This window comes from Methylobacterium sp. E-065 (assembly GCF_022829605.1).
GTDB lineage: Bacteria > Pseudomonadota > Alphaproteobacteria > Rhizobiales > Beijerinckiaceae > Methylobacterium.
Map to the genome: position 1 here is coordinate 16455 of NZ_JAKSYD010000289.1, position 13451 is coordinate 29905.

Below are 13451 nucleotides of genomic sequence, written 5' to 3' on the forward strand. Positions count from 1 at the left end.
AGGGATCGCGCGGCGGGCTGAAGGTCTCGCTCGAAATCTGCGCTTCGCTCCGGCATCTCAGGATGCGGGTGTGGATCGGGAAACGTGGGCCGGAGGTCAAACGACGCGACAGAATATCTCGGCAGACGTTGACGGTTGGGCCGACCGATTGTCGGCACTATATCGTCCTTGAGTTCAGGAACACGCCCGGTGTGCCGAGGGCGGGACGACACAGGAATCGCGACCCGAGAACGGACGCCGGACACGCCATGAACGCAATTTTTCCGACCCCCGATACCGCCGAGAGCCAGCGTCTCCTCAGCCCCGAGGAATTGGAGGCCGCGCTCCGCGACATCGGTGCGCGCCGCTACCACATCCTGCACCCGTTCCACCGCCTGCTCCATGACGGAAAGCTGTCGAAGGATCAGGTCCGGGCTTGGGCGCTGAATCGCTACTACTACCAAGCCATGATCCCGGTGAAGGACGCCGCCGTCCTGGCCCGGATGACCGACGCGTCGCTCCGGCGGATCTGGCGCCAGCGTATCGTCGATCACGATGGTGATCACGAGGGTGACGGCGGGATCGAGCGCTGGCTCAAGCTCGCCGAGGGTGTCGGCTTCGACCGGGATTACGTGCTCTCGACCCGCGGGATCCTCTCGGCGACAAAATTCTCGGTCGAGGCGTACGTCCATTTCGTCTCGGAAAAGAGTTTGCTGGAGGCGATTGCCTCGTCGCTGACCGAAATGTTCTCGCCGACCATCATCTCCGAGCGTGTCGCCGGGATGCTGAAGAACTACGACTTCATCACCAAGGACACGCTGGCCTATTTCGACAAGCGCCTCACCCAGGCGCCGCGGGATGCCGATTTCGCTCTGGATTACGTAACGCGGCACGCGACCACGCCGGAGTTGCAGCGTCAGGCCATGGCCGCGCTCACCTTCAAGTGCAACGTCCTCTGGACCCAGCTCGACGCCCTGTACTTCGCCTACGTCGCCCCCGGCATGATCCCGCCGGATGCGTGGCGCCCGGGCGAAGGCCTCGTCGCCGAGCAGCCGCAGGTTCAGGCCGCCGGTGCGGGCCGCAAGATGGCGGCCGAAGATCGTCCGCGGCTTCCCCGCGGTGTCCGGCTGCGCAACGACGAGACCCGGGGCAAATGGGTCCTGCTGGCCCCCGAGCGCACCTTCGATCTCGACGACAATGCCGTGGCGGTTCTGAAGCTCGTCGACGGCAACCGCAGCGTGGCGGGGATCGCGGACGAATTGGGCCAGACCTATGCGGCCGACCCGCGCGCCATCGAGGCCGACATCCTAGTGATGCTCGACGGGCTGGCCGAGAAACGGGTCTTGGAGCGATGAACGCCGTCACGCCGAATCGCCCCGAGGCACCGGCCCCGGTGGGTCTGCTCGCCGAGCTGACCCATCGCTGCCCGCTGCGTTGCCCGTACTGCTCCAACCCGCTCGAGCTCGACCGCCGCTCCGGAGAGCTCGACACGGCGACGTGGCAGCGTGTCCTCACGGAGGCTGCGGGCCTCGGCGTGCTCCATGTCCATCTCTCCGGCGGCGAGCCGACGGCGCGCAACGATATCGTCGAGATCACCAAGACCTGCGCGGATCTCGGCCTCTACTCGAACCTGATCACGTCGGGCGTCGGTGGGGCGCTGGGCAAGCTCCAGGCGCTCTACGATGTCGGACTCGACCACGTGCAGCTCTCGGTCCAGGGCGTCGACGCACAGAACGCCGAGCGGATCGGCGGCCTGAAGAATGCGCAGCCCCAGAAGTTCGAGTTCGCCGCCAAGGTGGTGGAACTCGGGCTGCCGTTGACGCTGAATTCGGTGATCCACCGCGGCAACATCCACGAGGTGCCGGGCTTCATCGATCTGGCCGTGACGATGGGCGCCAAGCGGCTCGAAGTGGCCCACACGCAGTATTACGGCTGGGCCTACGTCAACCGCGCCGCGCTGATGCCCAACAAGGCGCAGGTGGACGAGTCGATCCGGATCGTCGAGGCCGCCCGAGAGCGGCTGAAGGGCCAGCTCGTCATCGATCTCGTGGTGCCGGATTATTACGCCAAATACCCGAAGGCCTGTGCGGGTGGCTGGGGCCGCAAGCTCATGAACGTCACGCCGCAGGGCAAGGTCCTTCCCTGCCACGCCGCCGAGACGATTCCCGGTCTGGAGTTCTGGCACGTCGGCGATCATTCGCTGGGGGAGATCTGGCGCGACTCGCCGGCCTTCACGGCCTATCGCGGCACCGACTGGATGAAGGAGCCCTGCCGCTCCTGCGACCGGCGCGAGAAGGATTGGGGCGGTTGCCGCTGTCAGGCTCTTGCTTTGGCCGGAGACGCCGCCGCCACCGACCCGGCCTGCTCGCTCTCCCCGCTTCACGCCAAGGTGCGGGCGCTCGCCGTCGAGGAAGCGGCCGAGAACCCGCCTGATTATGTCTATCGGACGATCGGCAGCAACGTCCGATCGCCGTTCAAGGAGGAAGTTCACTCGTGAGAGTTGTTGCCACGACCGCCCTCGTGCTGGTGCTGGCCGCGCTGCCTGCCGTGGCCGAAGACGCACCGAAGCCTGCCGCCGTGACCCAGACCAACGCCGCGGCCCCGCCTTCAGCGTCCGATCTGCTGTTCGATCAGCCGCAGATGAAGAATGCGGTGCCGGGCTCCAAGATCACCTACGATTACCTGCGCCGCTCCGGCATTGCGGGTGGGCCGTTCGGCGCGCCGTTGCAGGACACGCTGGTCCTGACGATCGAGCCCGGGAAGAGCCCGGACGCCCGGGACATTAGCGTCACGATGTTCTCCGGCTTGAACCGCGTGCCGGCCGGCCCGTTCGAGGATATGGCGGGCAACCCGGTCGTGTCGCTCTTCCTGGAGAACCACCTGAAGGGTCTGGCCAAGGTGCTTGAGGCCAACCCGCGCTACCTGAAGCTCGCGATCCGCAAGGGTTTGCGCGAGAAGGCCGTCGTCACGCCCACGAAGGTCAATTTCGGTGGCAAGGACATCGATGCCTGGCAGGTCGTGACCAAGCCCTTCGCGGGCGACGCGTTGGCGCAGCGCATGCGCGGCATGGACGACATGACCTATACCTTCGTCACGGCCCCGTCGGTCCCCGGCGAGATCGTCTCGATCGAGGCGTCCTCGAAGAACCAGGACGGCGGCGAGTTGCTGGAGGAGAAGCTGAACTATGATCAGAAGGCTGGCTGAACGCGGCGCGCTGGCCGTCCTCGCCCTGACCCTGTCGGGGCTGGCCGGCTGGGCGGCGGAAGAGAATGATTACCCGACCGATGCGCGGGTCGATTATGTGTTCGGCTGTATGGCGGCCAACGGCCAGACCCGGGACAGCCTGCAGAAATGCTCCTGCTCGCTCGACCAGCTCGCCGCGATCCTGCCCTACGACAAGTACGTGCAGGCAAGTACCGTCCTGTCGATGCGGCAAGGCATCGGCAACCGCGCCAACGAGTTCAAGTCGACCAAGATCTTCGACGACAAGGTTGCAGAACTCCGGCGTGCCCAGGCCGAGGCCGAGATCCGCTGCTACCACGGGTAGGCAGGTGAGGCCGGCGTTGCGCCGGCCTCGCGATTGACGCACACCGGGCCCCGAAGCGCGCACGTGAACGGGACCCGCACCGTGACCCCCTCCCCCGGCCTGTCCGACCTGCTCCCCAATCTCGGCGGGCGCACGCTGGTGATGGGCATCCTCAATGTCACGCCCGACTCCTTCTCCGATGGCGGCTTGTTCACCGGAGAGGATGCGGCAGTGGCCCAGGCGGAGCGGCTGGTGGCGGAGGGGGCCGCGATCCTCGACATCGGCGGTGAATCGACCCGTCCCGGCCATGTCCCGGTGCCGGCCGAGGAGGAGCAGGCCCGCGTCCTGCCGGTGATCCGCGCCTTGGTGCCGCGGCTGGCCGTTCCGATTTCGATCGACACCTACAAGGCGTCGACGGCCCGCGTCGCCCTGGAAGCCGGCGCGCGGATCGTCAACGACGTCTGGGGCCTGCAGCGCGAACCCGATATCGCCACGGTTGCGGCCGCCCATGGAGCGCCGGTCATCATCATGCACAATCGCGCGACGATCGAGCCGGATATCGACATCGTCGCCGACATGCTGGCCTTCTTCGAGCGCTCGCTCGGCATCGCGCATCGCGCCGGCATCGACGATGCCAACATCGTGCTCGACCCCGGGGTCGGGTTCGGCAAGACCTGGATGCAGCATCTCGAAGCGCTGCGCCGTCTGCCGGAGATCCGGGCCCTGGGCTTCCCGGTTCTCGTCGGGGTCTCGCGCAAATCGCTGCTCGGCCGGCTGCACGACCGCGAGAGCCGTCCGGCCGATCGCCTCACTGGGTCGCTTGCCGCCCATTCCGTCGCGGCAACGCTCGGCGCCGACATCGTGCGGGTGCATGACGTGGCGGCCCATGTCGACGCCATGCGGGTGGTCGATGCCGTGATGCGGCCGGAGATCCAGTGACGATGACGGGCGATCTTATCCGGGTGACGCGGATCGCCGTGTTCGGCCGGCACGGGCTGCTGCCCGAGGAGGCGGTGCTCGGCCAGCGCTTCTATATCTCGCTCGAGGCGCAGCTGGATCTTGCCGAGGCAGGACGCACCGACGATGTGGCCGGGACGGTGAGCTATGCCGACCTCACGCAGATCGCCGTTGAGATCGCCACGGAGCGCCGCTTCAATCTGATCGAGGCGCTGGCCGAGACGATCGCGGCGACGATTCTCAATCGATTTGAACGCGTAGCGACGATCGCGGTGCGGATCGACAAGCCGAGCGCACCGGTCCCAGCGATTCTGGAGGGCGTCAGCATCGAGATACTGCGGCGCCGTGGAGCCCACGCATGAAGGCGTATCTCGGCATCGGCAGCAACATCGGCGACATGGCCGCGATGCTCGACAGGGCCGTGGCGGGCCTCGCGGCGACGCCTGGCATCCGTGTCGTGGCGCGCTCAGCCGATTACCGAACGCCGCCGTGGGGCAATACCGATCAGCCCTGGTTTCTCAACGGCGCGGTGGCGGTTGATACCGATCTGGATCCGCACGGCCTGCTGGATGCCTGCCTGTCGATCGAGCACGATCTCGGGCGCGTGCGCGAGGAGCGTTGGGGGCCGCGGGTCATCGACATCGACGTCCTGGCTTACGAAGGCGCTGCCGTGGATGACGCCCGTCTCGTCCTGCCGCATCGCTACGTGCGCGAACGTGCCTTCGTTCTGGTCCCGCTGGCCGAGATCGCACCGGATCTCATCATCGGCGGCGAGCGGGTGGAGGATGCGCTTGAAAAGCTCGACCGGAGTGGGATCGCGCGGCTCTGAACCCGCTCAACGCTCGGCGGGCTGCGCCAGCTTGTTCTCTTCCTCGTCGAGCAGCGGAACGTTGTAGTCGCGAAGAACGGCGTCGATATCGGCCTTACGCTTGCGCAGTACGCCGTTCAGCGTGCGCTTCCAATCGTTCTCGCCGATCCGCACGCCCATGGCGATCCGATAGGCCATCGGCGGCCGTTCCGGCTCTTTGAGCAAGGGCGCGACGTTCATCGCGGTGCCGGATCGCTTAGCGAGCCAACCCGCTGCCGGGCCCCACAGCACTGCGGCGTCGATCTCCTTGGCAGCGAGTGCCGCGACGATCTCGGCCGCCACAGTCTGGTGCTTCCGCGCCGGGTCGAGCTGATAGGGGGCGTAGGCCTTCATATTCGAGACCAGCCCGAGATCGCCCATCCGATTGACCGGCGGCGTGCCGGCGATCACGCCGATGCTCTTCCCCTTCAGGCGCACATCGTCGAGGCCGGTGACGCCGTCGAACTCGCCGGCCCGTGTCACCAACGTGTAGGCAGAACGGTAATAGGGATTGGTCGTCTGGACGAGGTCGCCGCCGAAGGCCGTACCCATGATGAGATCGCAAAGGCCAGTCCCGAGCGTGTTGCGCACGAAACCGGGGCCCTGCGTCAGCCAGTAATAGCGGATCTTGACCTTCAGTTCGTCGGCGATGATCGCCGCGATTTTGTTCTCGAAGCCGTCATCCTTGCGTTCGGAGAACGGCATGTTGCCCGGATCACCGCAGACGCGCAGAACGTCCGTGGTCACCGTATCCGGCAGATGCTGGGCGAGTGCTCCCTGCGCCGTCGTCAACGACAGGGCGCAGAGAGCGATCCGGGCAAAAGGCGACATCAACCGCCCATGCACTCCTTCTCGGCCGTCCTGGCGGTCTCGGGCTTGTCTTCGTGTTCGGAGGGGCGAATACGGCCGACCGCTCCGGCAGCGCGCGCCTTCAAGTAGACGTAGAGATCGTCCGAGTAGCACATGACGTTCTTGTTGTCGCCGAACGCCGGCATGACCTTCTGCTCGGACGCGCTCACATCCTGCTTGCCACCTACCAGGATGCCGATGAACTCCTCGTACGAGAGGTGCTTCAGCGAGTCCTTCAGGGCCGGCGCGTAGGTGGAACCCATGCCGTCCGGGCCGTGGCAGACGTGGCACTCGGCGTGGTAGCGGCGGTAGCCCGAGTAGGTGTACCAGTCGAGCTTCTTGCCGTCCTGGGTGACGTGGAAGGTCGGGTGACCGTCGGCATCGGTGTACTTGCCGTCATCGACCTTCACGGCGGCATCCGCCGCAAGCAGCTTGGGGTCCTGCTCGGCGCTCTTGTCGTTCGCGTTCAGCGAATTGGCGAGCTTGGGGTCGGCAGCGGGCTTGGCATCCTCAGCATGTACGGCAACCGCGGAAACGGTCGCTAGGGCGAGGGCGGCGATAACCGGCCGCGTTACGATCTTGCTGAGGTTGAGCAACGCATCTGTCTCCCAGTTCCGAGGCTTTTCGTCTTCGAACGAGCGACCGCCTCTTACACGCAAATCTAATCAAAAGAGTGCCGGCGCGGAAGCCCGCGCCGGCACCGATCTTACCTTGTACCCTGCGGCCGATTAGTTCGGCAGGGCGAAGACGGTCAGCTGGCCGCCCAGGTTGGTGTACTGCGACAGAGCCGCGTAACCACCCACCGCGCCGAGGCCGGCGTTCGGGTCGGTCAGGCCGGCCGCGAGGCCGATGCCGGCCCAGCCACCGACGCCCGACAGGACGCCGACGTACTGCTTGCCCTTGTGCTGATAGGTCATCACGTTGCCGATGATGCCCGACGGGGTCTTGAACTTGAACAGCTCCTTGCCGGTCTTGTCGTCGACCGCCTTCAGGTAACCCTCAAGCGTTCCGTAGAACACCACGTCGCCAGCGGTGGCCAGAGCACCGGACCACACCGAGAACTGCTCGGCGTCGGACCACTTGATCTTGCCGTTGACGCCGTCCCAAGCGATGAAGTTGCCCATGCCGCCGTGCGAGTTCGGGGCCGGGTACATCGAGAGGGTCGCACCGACGTAGGGCTGGCCCGGGGTGTAGGTGACCCGGAACGGCTCGTAGTCCATGCAGACGTGGTTGGTGGGCACGTAGAACAGCTGGGTCTTCGGCGAGTAGGCCGCAGGCTGCTGATCCTTGGTACCAAGCGCCGCCGGGCAGATGCCCTTGGAGTTGGTGTCCTCACCGTTCTGCTCGGTCGAGTACTTCGACACGACCAGCGGACGGCCGTAGTTCTTGGACCCCTTGTCCATGTCGACCTTGGTCGCCCAGTTTACGGCCGGATCGAACTTCTCGGCGACCAGGAGGCTGCCGTCCGCGCGGTTCAGCGTGTAGCCGAAGCCGTTACGGTCGAAGTGCGTCAGGAGCGGCTGCTCCTTACCGTCAACCTTCTGATCCGTGAGGATCATCTCGTTGATGCCGTCGTAATCCCACTCGTCGTGGGGAGTCATCTGGTAGACCCACTTGGCGACGCCGGTATCCGGGTTACGCGCCCAGATGGTCATCGACCACTTGTTGTCGCCCGGACGCTGCTTGGGGTTCCAGGTCGAGGGGTTGCCCGAGCCGTAGTACATCAGGTCGAGCTTGGGATCGTAGGAGAACCAGCCCCAGGTGCAGCCGCCGCCGGTCTTCCACTGATCGCCTTCCCAGGTCTTCAGCGAGGAATCCTTGCCGACCGGCTTGCCGAGCGAGGTGGTCTTCTCCGGGTCGATCAGCATCTGATCGTCCGGGCCCTCGGAGTAGCCGCGCCACACCTTCTTGCCGGTCTTCAGGTCGTAGGCGGTGACGTGGCACTGCACGCCGAACTCGCCGCCCGAGATGCCGACGATGACCTTGTCCTTGACCGGCAGAACCGTCGCGGTGTTGGTCTCGCCCTTCTTGGGATCGCCGTTCACGACCGACCAATTGACCTTGCCGGTCTTGGCGTCGAGCGACACGAGGGTGGTGTCGGCCTGGTGCAGAAGGATCGTGCCGTCGGCGTAGGCCAGGCCACGGTTGACCGTGTCACAGCACATGACCGGGATCACGGACGGATCCTGCTTGGGCTCGTACTTCCACACGATCTTCGCTTCGTGGTCGAGATCGAGCGCGTACACGATGTTCGGGAACGGCGTGTGCACGTACATCATGTTGCCGACGACGAGCGGCGAGCCCTCGTGGCCACGCAGAACGCCGGTCGAGAAGGTCCAGGCAACCTGGAGGTTCTTCACGTTCGACGCGTTGATCTGGTCGAGCTTCGAATAACGGGTGTTGGCGTAATCGACCGTCTGAAGTGCCTGCTCCGCCGGGTTGGCGATGCTCTTCAGAACGCTTTCGTTGGCCAGCGCCGGCGCGGCAACCGCCGCAACGCCCGCGCCGAGCGCAAGGAGATGCACTGCTCTCATGGGTTCCTCCGACAAGTCTTTGAGAATACTCGCGACACACCAAGAGTGCGGTGTCGCGTGGACTCCGACCTGACTATTTGCGACAGGGATGGACGCCTCGGTAGCGGGCTTCATCGACTTTAAGAGATCTTCAGATCCCTTAGCCAGGAACCACCATCCCTGAGGCGGTCCCCTCGAAACCGAGGCTTGCCCGGACCTTAAGAGATTTTTGAGCGCCGTCAACTCGCAGTTCCACCGATGTGGACACAGGATGAAGGCTTATTCAGAGGTTACAGAAGGCCGTTGATCGTCATCGATCCGGCTTAGGAAATGGTGCGCTGCACAATCAATTTATTGTTCGGCGCTGGCGATCTCACGGCGTTGTGACAGCACCCTATGCAGGACTTGCATCCGGGAAAGCGTTGCTGTGCGTACTCATGCACCGGTTGCGCTGATAGTGGTCGGATAGCCAGCCGTCTTCACGGCACCGCGTTCGTCAAAGACGGCGATGCGGTATTGGATCTCTCTCGTCTAAGCCGGCTATTGAGGGGTCTGAACACCCGTGCGCCCCGTCGCCGCATGCTTTAAAGAGCGGGACCCATTTCACATAAGAAGTGTTGGGCGCGACAAATTGCCGAATCGTCCCGGCCAGCTACGCTCGAACGGCGTCGGGTATCCGGCCTCAGGGACATCAGCGAGTCGAGGCGATGTGGCCGGTCAGAGCGTTCCGATTTGGCCGGTGCTCTCGAACTCGGCGGTGTCACCAACGAGGTCGGTCATCGAGATGTCGAGACGCCGCCCGTTCGCAAGCCGAAGCTGCGCGTCCGGTTCGAGCCAGATTGGCTTTAGATTGGTGTGGCTGCCGTGAAGCGTGCCGTGGGCAACGACGCCGACCTCCCGTCGCTCGACGATCACGCGGTAGCGGACCCGCACCGAACCGCATCCCTCCGCCGTAACGAGACCGCGGCCGGTCAGCGTCTTGAGGACTTCGTTCGGCTCGAACATACGCGGGACGCACGGGCGGGAAGGAACGGCAACCGGGTTGCCATTTAATCCCACCCACCGGCCAAGTCACGCCTTCATGGTTCGGTTATTCCACGCCCGTCAGCGGGCACTCAGTCCACGGCGGGCGATGCCGGTTCGAGATCCCGCACCACGATCCGTCCGGCCTCGACGGAGAGCGCCAGCCGGCCCTGCTTCAGCGCGAGCGCCTTCTCGCCGAACAGCGTGCGCCGCCAGCCTTCGAGGGCGGGCACGTTCGCGCGATCGTCGTCGGCGATCGCTTCGAGATCATCGACGGTGCCGATGATCTTCGGCGCGACGCCTTCGGCTTCGCAGACGGCCTTCAGCAGCACCTTCAAGAGTTCGACGATGGCGCCGTTGCCACCGCCCCGGCGCAGCCGCTCCGGCATACGGATGTCGGCCGTGTCTCGCGACAGCCCACGCTCCACCGCCGCAAGGATGTCGGTGCCCGTGCGCGACCGCTCGAAGCCGGCCGGGATCGTGCGCAGGCGGCCCAAGGCTTCGACGCTTCGGGGCGCCGCGGAAGCGATGTCGATCACCGCCTCATCCTTGAGCACCCGCCCGCGTGGGACGTTGCGTGTCTGCGCCTCGCTCTCGCGCCACGCCGCGACTTCCATGAGCACGGCGATTTCGCGTGGCTTGCGCATGCGGCCGGAGAGCCGCCGCCACGCCTGGGAGGGATCAGCCCGGTACGTGTCGGGCGAGGTCAGGACCGCCATCTCCTCGTCGAGCCATGCGCCGCGGTCGGTGCGCAGCAGCTCGGCGACCAGGACTTCGTAGACCGTGACGAGGTGGGTGACGTCCGACAGGGCGTAGGTCAGCTGCGCCTCGGACAGGGGCCGCCGGGACCAGTCGGTGAAGCGGGACGACTTGTCGATTTTGGCCTTGGCGACATCGTTGACCAGCTGCTCGTACGAGACGGAATCGCCGTAGCCGCACACCATGGCGGCGACCTGCGTGTCGAAGAACGGATGCGGTAGGATCCCGCCCATCATCCAGACGATCTCGAGGTCCTGGCGGGCGGAATGGAAGACCTTCACGGTCCGCGTATCCGCCATCAAGTCAATGAACGGCTGCAGATCGATTCCCGGCGCCAGGGGATCGACCAGGACGGCAGTGCCGTCCGGGGCCGCCATCTGGATCAGGCAGAGCTTGGGGTAGTAGGTCGTCTCGCGCATGAACTCCGTGTCGACCGTCACGAAGGGTTGCGCGGCCAGACGCGTACAGATGTCCCGCAGGGTGCCGGTCGAAGAAATCAGATCCATGAACCGGCTATACGCAACCGACGCGGCGGTGGGGAGGGAAACCCGCACCGCGTCCCTGTTTTTCCCGTATTCCCGTCATGAACCCCATGTTGAGGAAACCTTCAGGGGTTGCGAGGCGGCCCTCCGGCGCGCTTGTCCCTGTCGCTTGATCCGAAGGGTATCGGCCCGGCGCTGCGCCTCGGCGCGCCCGAGCAGCCGGTCGAGGATACCGGTCTCGATGCGTTCGCCGGTGGCGCCATCCACGAGGCGACGGATCCGGTCGACCCGGAAACCGCGATAGCCGCCCCGACGGGCGTCTATGCCGCCGAGGAGGGTCCGGCCGGGTCCGAGCTTGAGTTCGCGCGCGGCGAGGGAGCGGTTGCTCCAGGCACCGGACGCGTCCTCGTAGACGAGGTCGAAATGCCCATCGAGCGGCAGCGTCCGCCACGCGCTCGGACGCGCATCGACAGGGGTAGCTCGGCCGCCCCCGGATGGAAGAAAAGCGTTTTCGATCATGGACATGATATGGGGATTGCTGGGCCCGTCCGGTAGTCCGGCGGGGATCGCCGAAGCCGTTTCCCGAGGCCTCCGGTGCGGACCGCGCTTGACTTGGGGGGGCTCGCGTGAATGGTGCCGGCCTTCCCACAGAAGAAGCCCGTCATGCATCGTTACCGTTCCCACACCTGCGGGGCGCTCCGCCCGTCCGATGTCGGGCAGGCCGTCCGGCTTTCAGGCTGGTGCCACCGCATTCGCGACCATGGCGGTGTGCTCTTCATCGATCTGCGCGATCATTACGGGCTGACGCAGTGCGTGATCGATTCGGATTCCCCGGCCTTCAAAGCGGCTGATGCCGTGCGCTCGGAATGGGTCGTGCGGATCGATGGCCGCGTGCGGACCCGCCCGGCCGGCACAGAAAACCCCGAGCTGCCGACCGGCGTCGTGGAAGTCTATATCGACGACCTGGAGGTGCTAGGCCCGGCGGGCGAGCTGCCGCTGCCGGTCTTCGGCGATCTGGAATACCCGGAAGAGACGCGGCTGCGCTACCGCTTCCTCGACCTGCGCCGGGAGAAGCTCCACGCGAACATCATGAAGCGCGGCGCGATCATCGACTCGCTCCGCCGCCGGATGCGCGACGGCGGCTTCTTCGAGTTTCAGACACCCATTCTCACGGCGTCGAGCCCGGAGGGCGCCCGCGACTATCTCGTGCCGTCGCGGGTCCATCCCGGCAAGTTCTACGCGCTGCCGCAGGCGCCGCAGCAGTTCAAGCAGCTGACGATGATCGCGGGCTTCGACCGCTACTTCCAGATCGCGCCCTGCTTCCGCGACGAGGATGCCCGGGCCGACCGCTCGCCGGGCGAGTTCTACCAGCTCGATATCGAGATGAGCTTCGTCACCCAGGAGGACGTGTTCCAGGCGGTGGAGCCGGTTCTGCGCGGGGTATTCGACGAATTCGCCCAGGGCAAGCGCGTCACGCAGGAATTCCCGCGGATCACCTACGCGGATTCGATGCTGAAATACGGTGTCGATAAGCCGGATCTGCGCAATCCGCTGATCATCGCCGACGTGACGGACCTGTTTGCCCGCGAGGACGTGGCCTTCAAGGCGTTCAAGGGTGTGATCGCCGGCGGCGGTGTGGTCCGGGCGATCCCGGCGACAGGAGCGGCCGCGCAGTCGCGCTCGTTCTTCGACAGGCTGAACGACTGGGCGCGCTCCGAGGGGGCGCCGGGGCTCGGCTACGTCGTGTTTGAGGAGGAGAACGGGCAGCTCACCGGCAAGGGGCCGATCGCAAAGTTCATCCCGGCCGAGGTGCAGGCGCTGATCGCCGAGCGGGCCGGGGCCAAGGCGGGCGATGCGGTGTTCTTCTCCGCCGGCGTCGAGGGCAAGGCGGCCGGGCTCGCCGGCAAGGCGCGCATCCGCATCGGCGACGAGCTGGGCCTGTGTGACAAGGACCAGTACGCCTTCTGCTGGATCACCGACTTCCCGATGTACGAGTGGAGCGAGGAGGAGAAGCGGATCGACTTCTCGCACAATCCGTTCTCCATGCCGAACATCGATCGCGAAGAGTTCCTCGCACTCGATCTCGAAGCACTGGCGTCGGAGGACGAGACCGGCGCCAACACCAAGAAAATCCTCGGCATCAAGGCGTTCCAGTACGACATCGTCTGCAACGGGACCGAGCTGTCGTCCGGCGCGATCCGGAACCACCGTCCCGACGTGATGGAGAAGGCGTTTGCCATCGCGGGCTACGGCCGCGAGGTGCTTGAGGAGAAGTTCGGCGGCATGCTGAACGCGCTCCGCATGGGCGCCCCGCCGCACGGTGGCATCGCGCCGGGTGTCGACCGCATCGTCATGCTCCTGTGCGATGAGCCGAACATCCGCGAGGTGGTGCTGTTCCCGATGAACCAGCGCGCCGAGGATCTGATGATGGGCGCGCCCGCCGAGGCAACGCCCAAGCAACTCCGTGAGCTGCATATCCGGCTCAACCTGCCTGAGAAGAAGGCCTAGTCCGGCCG

Annotated in this window: 14 protein-coding genes; 8 read left to right on the plus strand and 6 right to left on the minus strand. The window is 65.6% G+C overall.

Features of this window, described 5'->3' with window-relative positions; all coding sequences use genetic code 11:
* Window positions 1–248: 248 nt before the first annotated feature.
* The 7 genes from pqqC (at window position 249) to folK (ending at window position 5291) form a co-directional block, all read left to right on the plus strand.
* Window positions 249–1334 carry a pyrroloquinoline-quinone synthase PqqC gene (gene pqqC, locus MKK84_RS32030; protein ID WP_243926546.1) on the plus strand — a complete coding sequence of 362 codons (1086 nt, stop codon included), beginning with the start codon at window positions 249–251 and terminating at the stop codon, window positions 1332–1334.
* Window positions 1331–2476: a pyrroloquinoline quinone biosynthesis protein PqqE gene (pqqE, locus tag MKK84_RS32035; RefSeq protein ID WP_243926548.1), complete on the plus strand. Its 1146-nt coding sequence runs from the start codon at window positions 1331–1333 to the stop codon at window positions 2474–2476. The genes pqqC and pqqE overlap by 4 nt, the downstream gene beginning before the upstream one ends.
* Window positions 2473–3183 (plus strand): hypothetical protein, encoded by a 711-nt coding sequence (locus MKK84_RS32040; RefSeq protein WP_243926550.1) that lies wholly within the window; start codon window positions 2473–2475, stop codon window positions 3181–3183. The genes pqqE and MKK84_RS32040 overlap by 4 nt, the downstream gene beginning before the upstream one ends.
* Window positions 3164–3526 (plus strand): hypothetical protein, encoded by a 363-nt coding sequence (locus MKK84_RS32045; protein WP_243926552.1) that lies wholly within the window; start codon window positions 3164–3166, stop codon window positions 3524–3526. The genes MKK84_RS32040 and MKK84_RS32045 overlap by 20 nt, the downstream gene beginning before the upstream one ends.
* A gap of 81 nt (window positions 3527–3607) precedes the next feature.
* Window positions 3608–4444 carry a dihydropteroate synthase gene (gene folP / locus MKK84_RS32050; RefSeq protein ID WP_243926554.1) on the plus strand — a complete coding sequence of 279 codons (837 nt, stop codon included), beginning with the start codon at window positions 3608–3610 and terminating at the stop codon, window positions 4442–4444.
* Window positions 4445–4446: 2 nt separating this feature from the next.
* The gene (gene folB / locus MKK84_RS32055; RefSeq protein WP_243926869.1) at window positions 4447–4824 is read left to right on the plus strand and encodes a dihydroneopterin aldolase; all 378 of its coding nucleotides are present in this window, start codon (window positions 4447–4449) and stop codon (window positions 4822–4824) included.
* On the plus strand, window positions 4821–5291 hold the full coding sequence (folK, locus tag MKK84_RS32060; RefSeq protein WP_243926555.1) for a 2-amino-4-hydroxy-6-hydroxymethyldihydropteridine diphosphokinase: 471 nt from the start codon (window positions 4821–4823) through the stop codon (window positions 5289–5291). Before folB ends, folK begins: the two co-directional genes overlap by 4 nt.
* A gap of 6 nt (window positions 5292–5297) precedes the next feature.
* Here the strand turns inward: folK and xoxJ are convergent, their stop codons facing one another.
* The 6 genes from xoxJ to MKK84_RS32090 form a co-directional block, all read right to left on the minus strand.
* Window positions 5298–6140, minus strand: coding sequence for a rare earth element methanol dehydrogenase accessory protein XoxJ (gene xoxJ, locus MKK84_RS32065; protein ID WP_243926557.1), 843 nt, complete (start codon window positions 6138–6140; stop codon window positions 5298–5300).
* The gene (locus MKK84_RS32070; RefSeq protein ID WP_243926559.1) at window positions 6140–6754 is read right to left on the minus strand and encodes a c-type cytochrome, methanol metabolism-related; all 615 of its coding nucleotides are present in this window, start codon (window positions 6752–6754) and stop codon (window positions 6140–6142) included. Before MKK84_RS32070 ends, xoxJ begins: the two co-directional genes overlap by 1 nt.
* Window positions 6755–6886: 132 nt before the next feature.
* Window positions 6887–8692, minus strand: coding sequence for a lanthanide-dependent methanol dehydrogenase XoxF1 (gene xoxF1, locus MKK84_RS32075; protein WP_243926561.1), 1806 nt, complete (start codon window positions 8690–8692; stop codon window positions 6887–6889).
* Between the two features lie 696 nt (window positions 8693–9388).
* Entirely contained in the window at window positions 9389–9676 is a 288-nt protein-coding gene (locus MKK84_RS32080) for a hypothetical protein (protein WP_243926562.1), read from the minus strand.
* Between the two features lie 110 nt (window positions 9677–9786).
* Window positions 9787–10959: a ribonuclease D gene (gene rnd / locus MKK84_RS32085; protein ID WP_243926564.1), complete on the minus strand. Its 1173-nt coding sequence runs from the start codon at window positions 10957–10959 to the stop codon at window positions 9787–9789.
* Between the two features lie 75 nt (window positions 10960–11034).
* Complete coding sequence (locus MKK84_RS32090) at window positions 11035–11454, minus strand: hypothetical protein (RefSeq protein WP_243926870.1); 420 nt, start codon at window positions 11452–11454, stop codon at window positions 11035–11037.
* A 144-nt stretch (window positions 11455–11598) separates the two neighbouring features.
* On the opposite strand from MKK84_RS32090, the gene aspS reads away from it, so the two are divergent.
* Window positions 11599–13443 (plus strand): aspartate--tRNA ligase, encoded by a 1845-nt coding sequence (gene aspS, locus MKK84_RS32095; protein ID WP_243926565.1) that lies wholly within the window; start codon window positions 11599–11601, stop codon window positions 13441–13443.
* Window positions 13444–13451 lie beyond the last annotated feature (8 nt).